The 17,289-nt window shown below is 59.9% G+C and carries 11 protein-coding genes; 9 read left to right on the forward strand and 2 right to left on the reverse strand.

Annotated features, from left to right (window positions below; all coding sequences use genetic code 11):
• The first annotated feature begins 81 nt into the window (after window positions 1-81).
• Window positions 82-3,207, forward strand: coding sequence for an autotransporter outer membrane beta-barrel domain-containing protein (locus ACHZCU_RS20920; RefSeq protein WP_319520397.1), 3,126 nt, complete (start codon window positions 82-84; stop codon window positions 3,205-3,207).
• Between the two features lie 82 nt (window positions 3,208-3,289).
• Here the strand turns inward: ACHZCU_RS20920 and ACHZCU_RS20925 are convergent, their stop codons facing one another.
• Window positions 3,290-6,715 carry a DUF3971 domain-containing protein gene (locus ACHZCU_RS20925; RefSeq protein ID WP_319520398.1) on the reverse strand — a complete coding sequence of 1,142 codons (3,426 nt, stop codon included), beginning with the start codon at window positions 6,713-6,715 and terminating at the stop codon, window positions 3,290-3,292.
• 185 nt (window positions 6,716-6,900) lie between these two features.
• On the opposite strand from ACHZCU_RS20925, the gene bcp reads away from it, so the two are divergent.
• The gene (gene bcp, locus ACHZCU_RS20930) at window positions 6,901-7,371 is read left to right on the forward strand and encodes a thioredoxin-dependent thiol peroxidase (protein WP_319520399.1); all 471 of its coding nucleotides are present in this window, start codon (window positions 6,901-6,903) and stop codon (window positions 7,369-7,371) included.
• Between the two features lie 166 nt (window positions 7,372-7,537).
• Window positions 7,538-8,947 (forward strand): DEAD/DEAH box helicase, encoded by a 1,410-nt coding sequence (locus ACHZCU_RS20935; RefSeq protein WP_319520400.1) that lies wholly within the window; start codon window positions 7,538-7,540, stop codon window positions 8,945-8,947.
• Between the two features lie 272 nt (window positions 8,948-9,219).
• On the opposite strand, the gene ACHZCU_RS20940 is transcribed toward ACHZCU_RS20935, so the two are convergent.
• Window positions 9,220-9,711 carry a flavin reductase gene (locus ACHZCU_RS20940; protein ID WP_106304806.1) on the reverse strand — a complete coding sequence of 164 codons (492 nt, stop codon included), beginning with the start codon at window positions 9,709-9,711 and terminating at the stop codon, window positions 9,220-9,222.
• Between the two features lie 143 nt (window positions 9,712-9,854).
• Here ACHZCU_RS20940 and ACHZCU_RS20945 point away from each other — a divergent pair, with 143 nt between their 5' ends.
• The 6 genes from ACHZCU_RS20945 (at window position 9,855) to ACHZCU_RS20970 (ending at window position 17,285) form a co-directional block, all read left to right on the forward strand.
• Complete coding sequence (locus ACHZCU_RS20945) at window positions 9,855-10,946, forward strand: branched-chain amino acid ABC transporter substrate-binding protein (RefSeq protein WP_319520401.1); 1,092 nt, start codon at window positions 9,855-9,857, stop codon at window positions 10,944-10,946.
• Between the two features lie 61 nt (window positions 10,947-11,007).
• Window positions 11,008-11,673 (forward strand): ribulose-phosphate 3-epimerase, encoded by a 666-nt coding sequence (gene rpe / locus ACHZCU_RS20950; RefSeq protein WP_319520402.1) that lies wholly within the window; start codon window positions 11,008-11,010, stop codon window positions 11,671-11,673.
• A gap of 14 nt (window positions 11,674-11,687) precedes the next feature.
• Window positions 11,688-12,407 carry a DUF2259 domain-containing protein gene (locus ACHZCU_RS20955; protein WP_319520403.1) on the forward strand — a complete coding sequence of 240 codons (720 nt, stop codon included), beginning with the start codon at window positions 11,688-11,690 and terminating at the stop codon, window positions 12,405-12,407.
• A 109-nt stretch (window positions 12,408-12,516) separates the two neighbouring features.
• Window positions 12,517-13,824, forward strand: a complete 1,308-nt coding sequence (gene purB / locus ACHZCU_RS20960; protein ID WP_319520404.1) for an adenylosuccinate lyase — start codon at window positions 12,517-12,519, stop codon at window positions 13,822-13,824.
• A gap of 80 nt (window positions 13,825-13,904) precedes the next feature.
• The gene (locus tag ACHZCU_RS20965; protein ID WP_319520405.1) at window positions 13,905-14,456 is read left to right on the forward strand and encodes an alpha/beta hydrolase; all 552 of its coding nucleotides are present in this window, start codon (window positions 13,905-13,907) and stop codon (window positions 14,454-14,456) included.
• A 300-nt stretch (window positions 14,457-14,756) separates the two neighbouring features.
• Complete coding sequence (locus tag ACHZCU_RS20970) at window positions 14,757-17,285, forward strand: EAL domain-containing protein (RefSeq protein WP_319520406.1); 2,529 nt, start codon at window positions 14,757-14,759, stop codon at window positions 17,283-17,285.
• Window positions 17,286-17,289: the final 4 nt, after the last annotated feature.

The raw sequence follows: 17,289 nt of genomic DNA on the forward strand, positions 1-17,289 counted from the left end.
GAAATATAAGAATACAGAAAGACAATCCTTGGAGGGCGCGCGCAGAGGGTATTTTCACTTCACCAATCCGGGGGACATTACGTGAAAACTGCGAAGCCAGAGAGAACCCGCCTGAAGCATCAGGCCATACTGACGGCATCGCCGCTCGCACTAGCGGCAACACTGCTGTTTATCGAACACGGCGAGGCGAATGCGGCAGGCTGCCTTGTCAACGGCAACCCTGCAACCGAGGCCGTCACCGTGACCTGCAATACATCCAATGATCCGTCCGATACGCCGGTATCAACCGGTGACTTCAACGACACCGTGAATGTCGAGGACAATGTCGCCGTCAAAACGATCCGCACGCTTGATGGTGATGACAGCGTTACCATAGGCGGCGGCGCGACAGTTGGACAATCCAACGCCGGCAACGCCAACGCGATCAATATGGGCGACGGCAATGATACGCTGATCATGACGGGGAACGCGAAGACCTACGGCATCGTGGTCATGGGGGATGGTGACAATACCGTCCATCTCGGCGGCAATGCCGTTATCGGCGTGAACAGGACACGCGCCTTTCATACGAGCCTCGACATGGGCGATGGAAACAATTCGGTTATCGTTACCGAAGACGCACATCTGTCAGGACTACTGCAACTGGGCAGCGGCAACGACACGGTGACCGTCGAAAGCGGAGAGGTCGATTATATCCGCGACGATGGCGGTGTTGATCACTTCACCATCAATGGCGGCAGCGTCGGGCGTATCGGCCATGCCTATGACAATCAGCGGGCGTCCGGCGGCGATACGCTGGTGATGAATGGCGGAACGCTGGGCGTTTATTCCGGCAGCGGCGATCGCGATTCCGTCTCCCTCTACGGAGGCACCGCGCAGACAATCAACGGCGGCGGCGGAAACGATATCATCACCCTGGATGGCACCGAAGTGACCGGCTTTCTGCGTGGCGGCTGGGATCTCGGTTCGGAAGATGACGCAGACGAAATCTATCTCCTGTCAGGCAGCGTCGGGCGATCCGTTCTGGGCGAGAAAGGCGCAGACCACATTGTCATCGACGGCGCGACCATCGGTGAAGGCGTGACCGGCGATTCGGCGGTCCTCTTCCAGGGCAATCCGATTGACGACACGGTCAGCGACGACCTGATTGAATGGAAATCGGGCTCCATCGGCACGGAAGACGCCCCCGGTTATGTGGCCGGCGGCGGCGGTTCGGACACCATCATTATTTCCGCCAGCGAATATGACGGCACCCAGGAGATTACCGGCGCCTCGTATGACTGGATCAACGGCATGCCTGTCCATCAGGACGACGGACCGCAGCAGGATGAACTGACGCTGCAGGGCCTGACGGTCTCGACAGACGCCGGCCTTGTGACGCACTGGGAGAAGATCACCTTGCAGGATTCCGATTTCACCGTTTCGGGCAGCAGCTGGAGTGTCTCCCGGACTGACGGAAACGGGATATTCCTGAACCGGTCTTCGCTGCATTTCGATCCCGATGCCACGATTGCCAGCAACCTGACGGCAACGGAAAACAGCACGGTCGATCTTGCCTCCGGCACCACGCTTGACGGCGATCTTTCTTCCGTCAACAGCGCCGTTACCTTCGGCGATGGCGCGTCCTTGACCGGAAACGCCAGGGTCAGCGGCGGCACCTTTACGGCTGGCAATGGCTTTTTCGTGGGCGGCGACAGCTCTTTCACTGACAAAAGCCGCGTTACCCTTGGCGACAGGACGGCGTTTGCGGGCAACATCCAGATTTCAGACAGCACAGTGAACTTCGCCAACCAGTCATCGGTCTCCGGCAATCTGCGCAATGACGGCACCTTGAGCATGCAGGACGGCGCTGCAGGCGACCTTCTGACGGTCAGCGGCACCTATTCGGGCAATGGCACATTGCTGATGGATATCGACCCGGACACCGGAAGCGCCGACAACCTGACCGTCGGGCATGTCGGCAGCGGCTCCTCCTATATCCAGGTCAGCCCCGTCTACACCGATGTGTTGCCCGGCCCGGATTCCAAATGGCAACTGGTAACGGTTACCGACGGCAGCGGCACACCGGACTCCTTCCTGCTTGAAGGCGGGGATGCCGAACTCGGCGCCTATCTCTATAATCTGGATTTCGAAAACGGCACATTCGTTCTTCAAAACACCGGCAGGTTTGCGCCTGCGGCTTCGCTATATGAAGTCTACCCGCAGGTGCTTCTGTCTCTTTCACGGATGAGCTCGCTCAACACCCGCGTCGGCAACCGCTACTGGAATGACGACAGCGCAAGCCCTGCGACCGTCACAGCCTATTCGGAAAGCCCGGAAGACGACGAGGCCCCCTTCCCGGTGACCGACACCGGCGTTCCGGTGATCGGCCAAAGCAGCGTCTGGGGCAGGATCGGCGGCGCCCGCAGTCACGTTGACCCGACGGCATCCTCCACCGGCACCACCTATGATCTGGACCGTTTCGAGCTGGATGCCGGCGTCGACGGGCTGTTGGCCGACACCGCCGACGGCAGGCTGATCGGCGGCATCACCGCGCATTATGTCCACGGTGCGACCGATACATCCTCCCCCTCCGGCGATGGATCGATCGACACCAATGGCTACGGCTTCGGCGGAACACTGACCTGGTATGGTCTCAACGGCTTTTATGCCGATGGCCAGGCCGAACTGACCTGGTATGATTCCGACTTGGAGACCAAACGCGACGGGGTGTTTGAAAGCGGCGCTTCGGCTTTCGGATACGGCCTGTCCATCGAAGCGGGCCAGCGGATTGCCCTTCAGGACAAGCTGACCCTGACGCCGCAAGCCCAGTTGCAATATTCAGCAATCGATTTTGACGATTTCACCGACAGTCTCGGCTCACAGATTTCGCTGCGCAGTGGCGATCAGCTTCTGGGCCGCATCGGCCTGATGCTGGACAGGGAATCGGTCTGGACCGACGCGATGGGCGAGACAAGGCGGAGCAGCGGCTACGGCATCATCAATGTCTATCACGACTTCAGCGATGACACCGAGGTCCGCGTCTCGCAGGCGAACCTGACGTCGGAGCTTGACGACTGGACCGGCGAAATCGGCTTCGGCGGCACCTATCAGTGGGACGACAGCAAATATGTCGTATACGGGGAAATCAGCCTTGCCTCCGGTCTGGAAAGTTTCGGGGACTCCTATGCATTCGGCGGCAATATCGGCCTCAGCGTCCGCTGGTAAGACAGCAAGACAACAGGACGCATCGTGGCTTTGACCGGCGGGACAGGAGGCGGCGGCGCGGCAACGCGCCCCGCAGGGTTTTCTACTGAAACTCGAAGATCTTGCGGAACACGCCGGGCGCGATGGCGGAAAGCGGGTTGACCACCAGATCGGGGTCGGCGGTCTTTCCGGTCAGCTTGAAGGTAATCCCGAACAGGCCCTTGTCGTTCCCGTTGCCGAGCAGCGGCCCGAAAAGCGGAATTTCCGCAAAGATCCGGTTCAGTCCATAGGCCGGCATGAAGGTGCCTGTCATGTCGATATTGCCGGCGGCATCCCGCACCACGCCCTTGAAGGTCGCGCCCACCTGATCACCCCGGACAAAGGCATCGGAAACCTGCAGAACCCCGTCGGACAGATCGATCACGGCCTGAGCCCGCTGGAAACGCTGTTCGGTCTCGTTGATCTGGTTGCTGTAGGTGGCATTCAGGCTCTTGCCATTGGCGCCTGTCGGCGAGGACAGCAGCTGCTTCAGCTGTTCTTCGTTGAGCAGGCGGAATTCTGCAAGGTTGAGCAGGCCATGCCAGCCGGCGCTGGTTTCGATCATGTTGAGATCGAGCGTGCCCCCGGTCATCTTCTGGTAAACACCGAGAAAGCGCAGCAGCGAACCGGTGCCCGAGGTTCTGACGGAAACGGTCTTGGCGCCATCTTCGGCACCAAGATCGACGATGACGGGCTGCCCCGTCGCCGTTGTCGCCGAAAGCGAACCGGAGGCAAGATCGCCGCGCCGCACCACAAGATCGCCGGCAACGCCGGAGAGCTGGCGGCCGCCCCCGCCGGAGACACGGGCGATATCGAAATGAACGCGGGCATCGCCTGTACCGCCTGCCGCCGGGCCGCCGCCCGTATTGCCGTTGCCTGCAATCAGATTGTCGAGCAGCGGGTTCGCCATGAGGCTCCGGCCGGTGACGACAACGTCGAGACCGCTCTGCTCACGCTGGATGGCGACATTGATATCGTCGCCCTCCGACAGCGCGACATGGGTCAACGTGGTCGACAGCAGACCGTCCTTGTCGATCTTGACCTGCCCCCGGGCTGACAATCCACTCCCTGTGAGCTGCAGATCATCAAGCACGGTCACGTCGTTTTCGGCATTGCGAAGATGGAAAGACAATGTGGCCGGCACACCGCTTGGCTTTTCCCATCCCAGCCACGGCAGAGACAGAACCGTGCGCTTCAGATCAAGCGTGACCAGGCTGCCGTCATCCTCATTCTCCATCGTCATCGCAATCGGGCCGCTGACATAGCTGCCGAGGCCGGGCGCAAGTTTTTCACGCTGGCTGTCATCAAGATCTGCGGCAAGCCAGAGCGCCGTTTCCGCGCCGTCCCCTGCTCCCAGCGGCATGCTCCACTTGATATCGAGCGGCACACCATTGGCGCTTCCCGCACCTTCGAAGGCGAGACGATCGGGAATCACCTCCAGCAGGCCGGCAAGATCGGAAACCGCATAACCGCTGACCGGCTTTTCCAGTTTGCCCTCCTTCACATCCGCAACCACACTCCAGCTCGGCGGCAGCGGCCCGGGCACATCAAGCGGGAAACTCGCCTTGACGTTGACATCGGCTATCCCGGTGAAATCGTCGGGGGTAAAATCCGTACCCTTTAGCGCATTGATCGGCGGTGCTGCGGCGAGCGTGACAAGATTGCCAAGCGAACCGGAAAGCACGACATCCATCTGCCCGATCAGCGGCTTGGTATGGCTGTCGGCGATTGCGAAAGTCCCCTCGCTCAGTGTGAGGGTCTGCCCCTTGCCGACCGTTATGGCGCCCTCCTCGATATCGACATCGACGCTGCCGCCATTGATTTTCACCCGGGCATCGCTCTGGTTGACGTCGGGAAACTTGTTGTTGAGCGTGATGCGGGTGTCGTCGATGTCAAAGGCGATGTTGAGTTCGGTTTCATCGAGATTGACCGGAATACCCGGTCCCTCCAGACGCCCTTCCGGCAGGTAGACGGCGATATCGCCATTGGTCACCACGCCGCCATGCAGGTTCTTGCTGACCCATTCGCGCGGTTTGCGCGCAATCCAGAACGGCCACAGCTGCTTGACCGCCTCGGTATCCATGCGTTCGATCCGCGCACCGAAGCTGAGTTCCGGGCTGGCATCGCCGAAAACGGCCTTGAACGAGGCTGCCATGATGCCCTGCGGTGAACTGACGGCGATATCATCGAGCAACAGCCGCGGATTTTCCGACTGATATTCGCCGGTAAACTTGGCATCGAAGATCAGTGGCGGCAGGCCCGGTTCGCGCGATTTGAACCGACCGCCGCGCACCAGAACGTCAAGCGCATACCCCGCCTCCTCGGCATTGGGCCTGAACCGGTCGAGATCCAGTATCCCTGCGGTGAAGGGGAATCGGCTTCCGTCGAAATCAATCGAAGAATCAGTCAGTTCGATCGACTGCTTGGCTGTATCGTAGGTCAGGTTGAGGCGCGCATCGGAAAACGGACGCGCAATCGAATCGGCAACGAAGCGGCCGTCCGGCACTTCCACTTCGGCAACCACACCCGGCAGTCCATCCGGGGCTGCACGCGTCAGCGCAATCGCCATATCGGCCGTTCCCTCGACGCCCAGGACGGCATCGCCATCCTGGTCCTTGCGCAGCAGAAACGGCGTCAGCCCGACATTGCGGACCTCGGCCTGGAGGCTTTTGGTGCGGCCGCGTTCGGCAATCGCCTCGAGTGAGAAACCGGTCACCGTATCGTCAAGCGAAACCTCGCCGTCAATTCGCAGGACGTCATCCGGCAGCAGGTTCAGATTGATGTCGCGAATATCGACAGAGACGTTTTTCCCCGGAGACGCGCTGCCAACGGGAAAGGCAATATTGCTCAGCCGGATCGACCGGGTTTCGGCAGCCCTGAGTATCCCCCGCGCAAAATCGGTCCGCGAGAAAATCTGCTCGACCAGAACCGGCAGGCTGTCAACGCGATGGTCCGTCAGGCTGAAGGTACCGGTCGAGGGCAAAGCCGAAGAATCGACATCGATATCATCGGCGCGAACCGAACTGACGGAAATCTGGCCGCCCGCGAGACTGACCGGATCAATCGCAAAACTGAGAACGCCGATGGAAGCAAGCTGCTTTTCGTTCGGCCCGATCAGGTTCACACCGCTGACATTGAGCCTGAGCGACAGCCCGGCGCCCAGCCGTAACGCTGCCGCATCGACGCGCGCGCTATAGCCTTCCGGCATGGCCGTACCGATCTGCTCATTGGCCTTTGCGGCCAGAAAACGGTCCAGAGAGCCGCTTTCGATGATATAGAACGCAACAGCGCACAAAATGGCGAGGACAAGAACGGTGAACAGAAACAACCGGGCACAGGCATGCGGAAGCCTGTGATGGGGGCGCGTGTGAACGATATGGGGATCGCTGGTCTGTGCGGACGGCATGCGATGGAGCGCAACGCGCTCACGCCTGCCAAAACGCGTGCGCTCTCCGCGAATAAAGGATTCTTTGTCGTTCCTGTCGTTCAAATTCGCCCCGACAAACGGTAATTCAGAGATCAAAGGGACGTCCGGCGCGAATCCCTCCAGGCATGTTTGCGATCATTGCGATGAAACATGGCACTGGCAAGCAGACAAACGACGCTGACGCTCTTTGTGTTGTGCCATACATAAAGAATTCGGCTTGAACATGATATGAACAAGGAGTGCTGTTGATGAACGACGTGAAAGAGGGTGAAAAGGCCCCGGATTTTTCCATGCCGGTTTCCGACGGGCGCACTGTCTCGCTTGCCGATGTCAAAGGCAAATCGCTGGTGCTTTATTTCTACCCCAAGGACAACACCAAGGGCTGCACGGTCGAGGCCATCGCATTTTCGGCCCTTGCCGATGAATTCGCCAGTGCCGGCGCCATCGTTATCGGCGTTTCGCCCGATACGCTTGAAAGCCACGCCCGCTTCGAAAAAAAGCACGACCTGACCGTGCTTCTCGGCTCCGACGAAGATCACGCCGTGGCGCAGGCCTATGGCGTGTGGAAGGAAAAGAACATGTATGGCCGCAAGTTCATGGGCATCGAGCGCTCGACCTTTCTGCTTTCACCCGACGGGACCGTCCGCAGGGTCTGGCGCAAGGTCAAGGTGGACGGACATGCCGAAGCGGTTCTGGCCGCACTCAGGGACGAAGCCTGACAAACGCCGCCGCCGGCAACAAAACACTACAAAAAAAGGCCCGGAAGCCCCGATACTTCCGGGTTTTCTTGACTCACGCTCCGTTTGATACTATCCCGCCCTCGTAAAAGCGAAGGCGGCCAAGGATCCGTCTATTTGTCAACGACAACACGGAACACGTTTCCCTTTGACCTCATTCTCAGATCTTGGGCTCAGTCCCAAAGTACTTTCTGCTGTGACCGAAGCCGGTTATAGCGAGCCGACTCCCATTCAGGAAGGCGCGATACCGCACGCGCTGACGCGCCGCGATGTCTGCGGCATCGCCCAGACCGGCACGGGCAAAACCGCCTCTTTCGTGCTGCCTATGCTCACGCTTCTTGAGCGCGGGCGGGCACGAGCACGCATGCCCCGCACGCTGATTCTCGAGCCGACCCGTGAGCTTGCGGCCCAGGTGGCCGAAAACTTCGACAAATACGGCAAGAACCACAAGCTGAACGTTGCGCTGCTGATCGGCGGCGTTTCCTTCGACGAGCAGGACCGCAAGATCGAGCGCGGCGCCGATGTGCTGATTGCAACGCCCGGACGGCTGCTTGACCACACCGAGCGCGGCAAGCTGCTGATGACGGGCGTCGAAATCCTCGTCATCGACGAAGCCGACCGCATGCTCGACATGGGCTTCATCCCTGACATCGAACGGATCGCCAAGATTATTCCGTTTACACGCCAGACACTTTTCTTCTCGGCCACCATGCCGCCGGAAATCCAGAAGCTGGCCGACAGATTCCTGCAGAACCCGGTCCGCGTCGAAGTCGCGCCGCCGTCTTCCACTGCTGCAACGGTCGAGCAGAAGCTGGTTGCTTCCAAGGGCAAGGACTACGAGAAGCGCGAAACGCTGCGCTCGATCATCAACCAGCAGGACGACCTGAAGAACGCGATCATCTTCTGCAACAGGAAGAAATCGGTCGCCGACCTTCTGCGTTCGCTGCAGCGCCATGAATATGCCTGCGGCGCGCTGCACGGCGACATGGACCAGCATTCGCGCACCACGATCCTGCAGAACTTCCGCGACGGCAAGCTGCCGCTGCTGGTGGCCTCCGACGTCGCCGCGCGCGGTCTCGACATCCCGGACGTCAGCCACGTCTTCAACTATGATGTGCCGATCCATGCCGAGGATTATGTACACCGCATCGGCCGTACGGGCCGCGCAGGACGCAAGGGCAAGGCCTTCACCATTGCCACATCCAAGGATACCAAATTCGTGGACGCAATCGAAAAGCTGATTGACCGCAAGATCGAGTGGCTTGATGGCACGCCCTCCTCCCTTGGAGCGGAAGACAGCAGCGAAAAGCCGGAACCGCGTGCACGCCGCAGCGGCAAGAAGCAACAGGCTCCGTCTGCCGCAACCGGCAAGGACGAGCCGAAAGCAGCTCCCCAGCAGGACAATCGCGCTCCCCGGCCGAAAAATACTGCGAATGGCAGCAAGCCTGCCAATGACGACCGCAGGCGCTCACGCCGCCGCGATCGTGATGACGAACCGACGCCGGTGGGCTTCGGCGACGACATCCCCGCCTTCATGCTGATCGGCGCCAAAAACTGATTTCAGCTGGAAGCCAGATGCTTTTGGCCGCTGAAAATCAGGCGCGCCAAAAGCAACCGAGACGAGAAAGAGCCGCACTTCCTGGGAACGAAGCGCGGCTCTAATTGTGTAGATAATCAGCTCGTTTGATATCAATTGAATAAGACTAGAATGAAGTCACCTTCATCCAAAATTGATGTAGAATATGCTCTCAATAATCTTTCAATATAAGAATATTCTTAATTGAAGCTGCTTTTTTAGTCAACCCTGATTTCTGGGCAATTTCAAGGCAACTATAACTCTCTGTAATTGCGCTGATAATACATCAGCGCCTCATCCTGAGTACCGAGGCCGACACCGACAACCTCGCCGAGCAGGATCCAGTGGGTCGACATTTCCTTCGCCTCGATCAGGCGGCAGTCGAAGCTGGCAAGCGCATTTTGCAGCACCGGCGCTCCACTGCCTTCAAAATGCCATTCGCCCATGGCGAAGCGCTCATCCGTCGTCAGGTTGCCAAGACCCGAAAACGCATCGGCAAGCGCCTTGTGCCGGGCGCCGAGCGTATTGAGAGCGAAATTGCCGCTTTCGAGAAAAATGGCATTTTGCTGTTTCAGCCGGTTCACACAGGCAAGAACGGTGGGCGGGGCATCGGAAACCGAGCAGCAGGCGGTGGCGGTCACCCCGCGCATGGCGCCGCCATGCGCCGTCGTGATGATCTGGACATGACCGGCATAACGCGCCATCGCATCACGATAGGTCCGGGGAAACTGCTGGTCTTCATGCATGGTGATCGCAATACCGCTGAGATGGTGAAACAGACAAAAAGGAACCCCTCTTTTCCTTCTCCGGGTACTTACGGCGTTGCCCCGGCTTCTGGCAAGGGGTATGACTTGGTTAACGCGCAAGAGTGAGAACAAGACCCGTTATCATGCCATCATCCAAGGCCCTCCTTGCCCTTACCGCGATGTCGTTCAGTGCCGCCATGCCCGTTCTGGCGCAGCAGGAGACCGCCATCGGCGTCGTCGCGCCGCTGAGTGGTGACTATGCCGTGCTCGGACAGCAGATGCTTAATGGAGCTCAGCTTGCAGCGCGAAACACCGGTGAAGTGCTGGTTCCGGTCGACGAGAGCTGCGAGGACGGCAGTGGTGCGGCCGTTGCCGACGCACTGGCCGATGCCGGTGTGGCAATGTCGATCGGCTTTTTCTGCAGCGAGACCTTGCGCGGCGCCCTGCCCGGCCTTGCCGCCGCAGGCATTCCCGCCATGAGCGTTTCCGTCCGGTCGTTGCCGCTGATGACCGATGCGCTCGACAATGACTGGCCGTTTTACCGCATGGCCCCGAACCGGCAGGACCAGATCGACGCCATCGTGAACCTGATCATGGACGAGTGGGTGGACGAACCGGTGGCGCTGGTCGATGACGGCACGATCTATTATCGCGAGCTGATCGGCGCCGTGCGAAACGCCATAGAAGCGCGCGGGCTGAAACCGGTCATCGTCGACACCTTCCGCCCCGCCCAGCAACAGCAGCTTTCGCTGGTGCGCCGCCTTGCCCAGGCCGGCGCCACCCATGTTCTGGTTGGCGGCACCCGCGGCGATATTGCCATTATCGGCCGGGACGCGCGCGAACAGGGCGCAGCTCTGACGCTTCTCGGCGACGACGGATTGCGCGCCGCCGAAACCGCCGTGCCGCTCGAAAACGGTGTGCTGGCAATCGCCCTTCCCGAATATGGCGCGCTTCCCCCTGCAGCCGATATTGCCGAACAGGCCATTGCCGACGGCATTGTGCCGGAAGGATATGTCGTTCCCGGCGCTGCGGCCGTTCAGGTGGCCAGCCAGGCGCTTGCAGCGGCAAACAGCGACGACGGCGGACTTGAAGACGCGCTTTTGAACAACACGTTCAGCACGGCGACCGGTCCCGTCACCTTCACCGGGCAACACGAGCTTGCCGAAAACCCGTTCCTTCTCCTGCGCTGGCAGGACGATCAGTTTGTCCCTGTCTTCGACTCCGGTCGACAGTGAGGCGCCGGAGAAGCAAACACATCAAAAATGGGCCTGAATGGCCAGCATGAGGAATAGAGAAGTGAAACGTCCCCTGCGTATTGCGCCGTCGATCCTGTCCGCCGATTTTTCCAATCTCGGCGAAGACGTCAGAAAAGTTGTCGATGACGGCGCTGACTGGGTCCATCTCGACATCATGGACGGGCATTTCGTGCCGAACATCACCTTCGGGCCGCCGGTCGTCAAAGCCCTGCGCCGCCATACCGACGCGGTGTTCGACTGCCACCTGATGATCACCCCCGCCGATCCCTATCTGGAAGCCTTTGCCAAGGCCGGCTGCGATATCATCACCGTCCACGAGGAAGCCGGCCCGCACCTGCATCGCTCGCTGCAGACGATCCGCAATCTCGGCAAGAAGGCGGGCGTTGCCCTGAACCCGGCAACGCCGGTCTCGATGATCGAACATGTGATCGACGATCTCGACCTGATCCTGATCATGACGGTCAATCCGGGCTTTGGCGGACAGAAATTCATCCCCGCCACGCTGCGCAAGATCGAGCAGGCCAATGCCCTGATCGGCGACCGGCCGATCGATCTGGAAGTCGATGGCGGCATCGCGCCGGATACCGTCGGCGCCGTGACCAAAGCGGGCGCCAATGCGCTCGTCGCCGGCTCGGCGATTTTCGGCAAGGCCGAACAGGGCAGCTACCGTGCGCCGATGGAGGCCCTGCGCGCCGCCGAGGAATAAAACAGGAGGAAAGCATGTCGCAGTTCTTGTCATTCACCGGATTGGCGGCGGCGTTGTCGCTTTCAGCCTCGATTGCCGCCGCCGGCGATTTCTCCACCTTCACGCCGCTCGGTTTTTCCGATGACGGCCGGGTTTTCGCCTTTGAGGAATTCGGCGTGGAAGACGGCTCCGGCTTTCCCTATTCCAACATCTTCTTCATCGACACCGAACGCGACACGTTTCTGGACGAAACGCCTTTCAGGGTGCGCGAGGAGGATGAGACTGCAACCATCAGCGCCGTGCGCGGCATCGCTGTCGGCGAGGCGCTGCCGCTGATCCAGGACTATAACCTGCTGGACCATCCCGGCTGGCTTGCCGCCTTCAATCCGGTCACGGAAGAGATCGAGGGCGATAACCGGACCATCCGCTATCGCGCCCACCCGAACCTTTCGCCCGTCAGCACGCTTACGCTCGAAACATTCGCGCTCGATCCGATTTCCGCCTGCGCGGCGATCACGCCGGATGCCCAGGGGTTCCGGCTTTCCTATACCGATCCCGACGGCGAAACGCGCACGATCCATGAAGACAGCCGCATTCCGGCAAGTCGCAACTGCCCGACCGGCTACCGGCTGGGCGGCGTGATGACCTATCGCAACAATGATGGCAACGCGGTCGACATCGCCCTGCTCACGGTTCTCAATTACGGTTTCGAGGGGCCGAATGGCCGCTGGATTGCGGTTCCCTTCGCCCCCTGAACCGGTTTTGCGCCTTCCCGCCGTTTCCTTTGCGGAAAAAATGCTCTAGAGCGTGTCAGGCCTTGGAAAAGGCCCCGCCAGCAAGACTTGAACAAGGATCACTGCCCCGATGATACCGCGCTATTCCCGCCCGCAAATGACAGACATCTGGTCACCGGAAACCAAGTTCCGCATCTGGTTCGAGATCGAGGCGCACGCCTGCAACGCGCTGGCGGAAATCGGCGTGATCCCGGAAAGTGCTGCAAAAACCATCTGGGAAAAGGGCAACGCGGCAACCTTCGACGTGGCCCGTATCGACGAGATCGAAGCCGTCACCAAGCACGACGTCATCGCGTTTTTGACCCATCTGGCGGAAATCGTCGGACCTGATGCCCGTTTCGTGCATCAGGGCATGACCTCGTCGGACGTGCTCGACACCTGTTTCAATGTTCAGCTGACCCGGGCAAGCGACCTGCTGCTGGCCGATCTCGACGGCCTGCTTGCCGCGCTGAAGCGCCGCGCTTTCGAGCACAAGGACACGATCACCATCGGCCGCTCGCACGGCATTCACGCCGAGCCGACGACCTTCGGCATCAAGCTGGCCCAGGCCTATGCCGAGTTTGATCGCTGCCGGGCCCGCCTCGTGGCCGCGCGCGAGGAGATCGCCACCTGCGCCATTTCGGGTGCAGTCGGCACCTTTGCCAATATCGACCCGCGCGTCGAGGAGCATGTGGCAGACGCCATGGGGCTGAAGGCCGAACCGGTCTCCACCCAGGTCATTCCGCGCGACCGTCATGCCATGTTCTTTGCGACCCTCGGCGTGATTGCCTCGTCGGTCGAACGGCTCGCGATCGAAATCCGCCACCTGCAGCGCACCGAAGTGCTGGAAGCGGAAGAATATTTCTCGCCCGGCCAGAAGGGCTCGTCGGCCATGCCGCACAAGCGCAATCCGGTGCTCACCGAAAACCTCACCGGTCTGGCCCGCATGGTGCGCGGCTACGCCCTGCCGGCAATGGAAAACGTCGCCCTCTGGCACGAACGTGATATCTCGCACTCCTCCGTCGAACGCATGATCGGCCCCGACGCCACCGTAACGCTCGATTTCGCGCTGGCGCGGCTGACGGGCGTTGTCGACAAGCTGCTGGTCTATCCCGACCACATGATGGACAACCTCAACAAGTTCCGCGGTCTCGTGCATTCCCAGCGCGTGCTGCTGGCACTGACACAGGCCGGCGTTTCGCGCGAGGACGCCTATCGTCTCGTCCAGCGCAACGCCATGAAGGTGTGGGAAAAAGGCAAGGACTTTCTCGAGGAACTGCTGGCCGACGATGAAGTGACGGCGGCCCTTTCCGAAGACCAGATCCGTGAAAAATTCGACCTCGGCTATCATACCAAACATGCCGATACGATCTTCAAGCGGGTCTTCGGCGAAAGCTGAACCGCCACAAAGATCAGCCAACCAATCAGCCGCGTCCGGATTTTCCGGGCGCAGCCACCACAAGCGTCATGTGAATTGCCATGAAAATCTCCGAAACCGACATCCTGATTGTTCCCGGCTACAAGAATGCCGGGCCAGACCACTGGCAAAGCCGCTGGGAGCGCAAGCTCTCCACCGCACGGCGCGTGGAACAGGAGGCCTGGTCGAAGCCGGAGTGCGAGGACTGGATCGCGCGGCTTGCCGAGGAGGTGAACCGCGCCGAACGCCCCGTCGTTCTGGTCGCGCACTCGCTTGGCATTCCGACATCGGTTCTGGCGATCCCGCATTTTGAAAAGCGCGTTGCCGGTGCCTTTTTCGTCGCCCCGCCCGAGGTCGACAATCCAAAGGTCAGGCCGAAACACATGATGACCTTCGGGCCCTACCCGCGTGACCCGCTGCCCTTCCCTTCAATCGTGATTGCCAGCCGTAACGACCCGTTCGGCCGTTTCGAGCCGGCCCGTGACATTGCCGGCGCCTGGGGTTCTGCGTTTTACGATATCGGCGAATCCGGCCATATCAACGACAAGGCAGGTTTCGGCCCCTGGCCGGAAGGCACACTGATGTTCGGGCGTTTCGTGGCCGGTTTGCGCTGAACGCGCTTGCCCGGCTCCGGCCGCCATATCCCGCAAAAAACATGCGCCGACGCGTCTCCCCTGGCCGAGGCAATATTATCCATGGCTAATGGATGTAATTGACATTCTCCTTTCAACGATCACACTGGCGATACGCGGGTGTTTGTGTGCGGGCACTCCGTGGGAGTGTTTGTATGACGGAGAGCGAACCGGGCTGTAACGACCTGAAACATTCAAAACGGCGGAAACAAGCCGTGCTGTCTGTTCGTTCTCCAGTAAAGGGATGAGCGTTTGGCGAGGGATGAAACAAGTTCCTTATTGTTGAGCGATGCCGAACTGGCTTTCGCAGTGGTGGAAAACTCGCCTCTGGCCATCGCGGTGCTGGACCTTGCCGGCCTGAAGGTTCTGGCCGCCAACCGGAATTTCAAGGCTCTGGCGCTACAGGTCGTCCTTGAAGGCCAGAGCATTCTGAACTGTCTTCATGAAGACGATCACCAACGGATGAAAGACCTCGTTGGACCGGCCTCCGGCCTTTCCGACAAACAGGCAAGACTTGAACTGCGCCTCGCCCCCCATCCGGACGGACCATGGCGGTGGATGCTCGCATCGGCCACCATTTTGCCGGAAAGCGGCGAAGGAGAGGCCGGACGCGCTCTTGTCTACTTCACCGACATCGACGCCCAGAAGCGCCACGAACTGCTCGAAAGCGAGCGGGCCCAGCGCTGGGACTACGCGCTCGTCAGTTCCGGTCTCGGGGTATGGGATCACAATTATCGCACTCAGGAATTCTTCTACTCCCAGACATGGCGCACGCTGCGCGGCTACGATCCCGCCAGCCCCGTTCCCTTTTCCCGTACGCAGGAATGGCTTCAGTTCGTCCACCCCGAAGACAGGGATCATGTTGCCCACGCAATCGAGCGCCAGAAGGTCGGCGACCCCGATTACATGAATTTCGAATACCGGGAACGCCACGCCGACGGGCACTGGATCTGGATCGAATGCCGTGGCGACGCTGTCGAATATTTCCCGGACAAAAAACCGGCGCGCATTATCGGAACCGATCAGGACATCACTGAGCGCAAGAACGCCGAAGCCCTGCTCGCCCATACGCGCCAGCGCCTGGAAATGGCTCTGGCGACCTCGCAGATCGGCATTTTCGAGCATGTTCGCAACAGCAGCATTGTCTACGCCGATCCTCGCATTTCGGAAATCTACGGTTTCGACGACCGGCCCGAAAGCTTTGATCTGCAGCGGGCGCTCGATCTCATTCACCCGGATGACCTCAAGCGCATAATGACGATTTCGGAAAATCTGATCGTCAATCGCGAGCCGATGACGGCCGAATTCAGGGTCTACCGTGAAAATGACGGCGCATTGCGACATGTTCGCCATCTGATACGCCTTTACAACAGCGGAACGGACGATGAGAAGGTCATCGGAATAAACTGGGATGTCACGGAGGAAGTGCGGCTGCGTCAGGACCTTGTGACGGCAAAGCAACTGGCGGAAGCCCGCAATTTCGAGCTTGATCGTGCCAAGTCCGATATCGAACATGCGGCCCTGCACGATTATCTCACCTCACTGCCCAACCGGCGTTTTCTGGAGGATGAGCTGGAGCGCAGGGTCGGTGTGGCGGCCAAAACGGGCACAAAGGTTGCCCTGATGCAGTTTGACGTGGATGACTTCAAGGCCGTCAACAGCACCTATGGCCATGCCGCCGGCGACCGGGTTTTGCGCCACACGGCCAGAGTTCTTGTGGATATGTCCAAACATAATGATTTCGTCAGCCGCGTGGGCGGCGACGAATTCGCCATGATCGTCAGCTATGAAGACGAGACCGGCAAGCTCGAGCAAATGGCCAGACGGCTTCAGCTTGAGCTGGCAAAACCGCTTTCCTTCGACGATGTTCGTTTTCGCATCAGTGCCAGCATCGGCCTTGCCACCCAGGAAAAAGAGGGGGAAAGCGACGCCGCATCGCTTCTAAGAGAAAGCGATCTCGCTCTGAAATCCGCCAAAGCGAAAGGCCAGGGGCAGATTGTGTTGTATTCGCCGGATATAAGGGCAACGCATACCACCGACCGAATGCCCTCCGACCGGTTGATGCAGGCAATTGATCAGGATGATTTCGTCCCGTTCTATCAGCCGCAATACGAGGCCGGCACACTTGAGCTGCACGGCATCGAGACCCTGGCGCGCTGGCGCCATGCCGACGGCAGTTTCGGCGAGCCGGCGAGTTTCATTCCGCTGGCCCAGTCGCTCAACCTGATGAACATGATCGACGCCAGCATTCTGTCCCAGGCACTCGAGGACCACAGTCGCTGGCGTGAGATCGGACTGAACCCGCCGCGCCTGTCGCTCAACCTGTCGCCGCACCGGCTGAGCGATCCAGCCCTTATCACCTCGCTGCAGAAGATGGACCTGTCCGCAGGAACACTCACCTTCGAACTGCTCGAGTCGATTTTCCTTGATGAGCAAGATGACGTCAGCGCCTACAATCTGCGACAGATCCGCAGACTGGGCATCAATATCGATGTCGATGATTTCGGCACCGGCTACACGTCGATCATCGGGCTTTTGAAGGTGGCCCCCAATGGACTGAAGATCGCACGGGAACTGGTGGCGCCGCTGCCCCATTCACATGAGCAGCGCGCGATCGTCAAATCCATTATCGAAATCGGAAAAACCCTGAATATCAAGATCATAGCCGAAGGCGTGGAGACCAGACAACACGCGCGTATCCTCACGGATCTGGGATGTGACGTGCTGCAGGGATACTGGCTGGCCCGGCCATTGCCGGCGCAGGCGATGGAAACGCTTCTGCGCCGGAAAACTGTCGAGGCCTCCGCCTGATGGA

Source organism: uncultured Martelella sp., assembly GCF_963677965.2.
GTDB lineage: Bacteria > Pseudomonadota > Alphaproteobacteria > Rhizobiales > Rhizobiaceae > Martelella > Martelella mangrovi.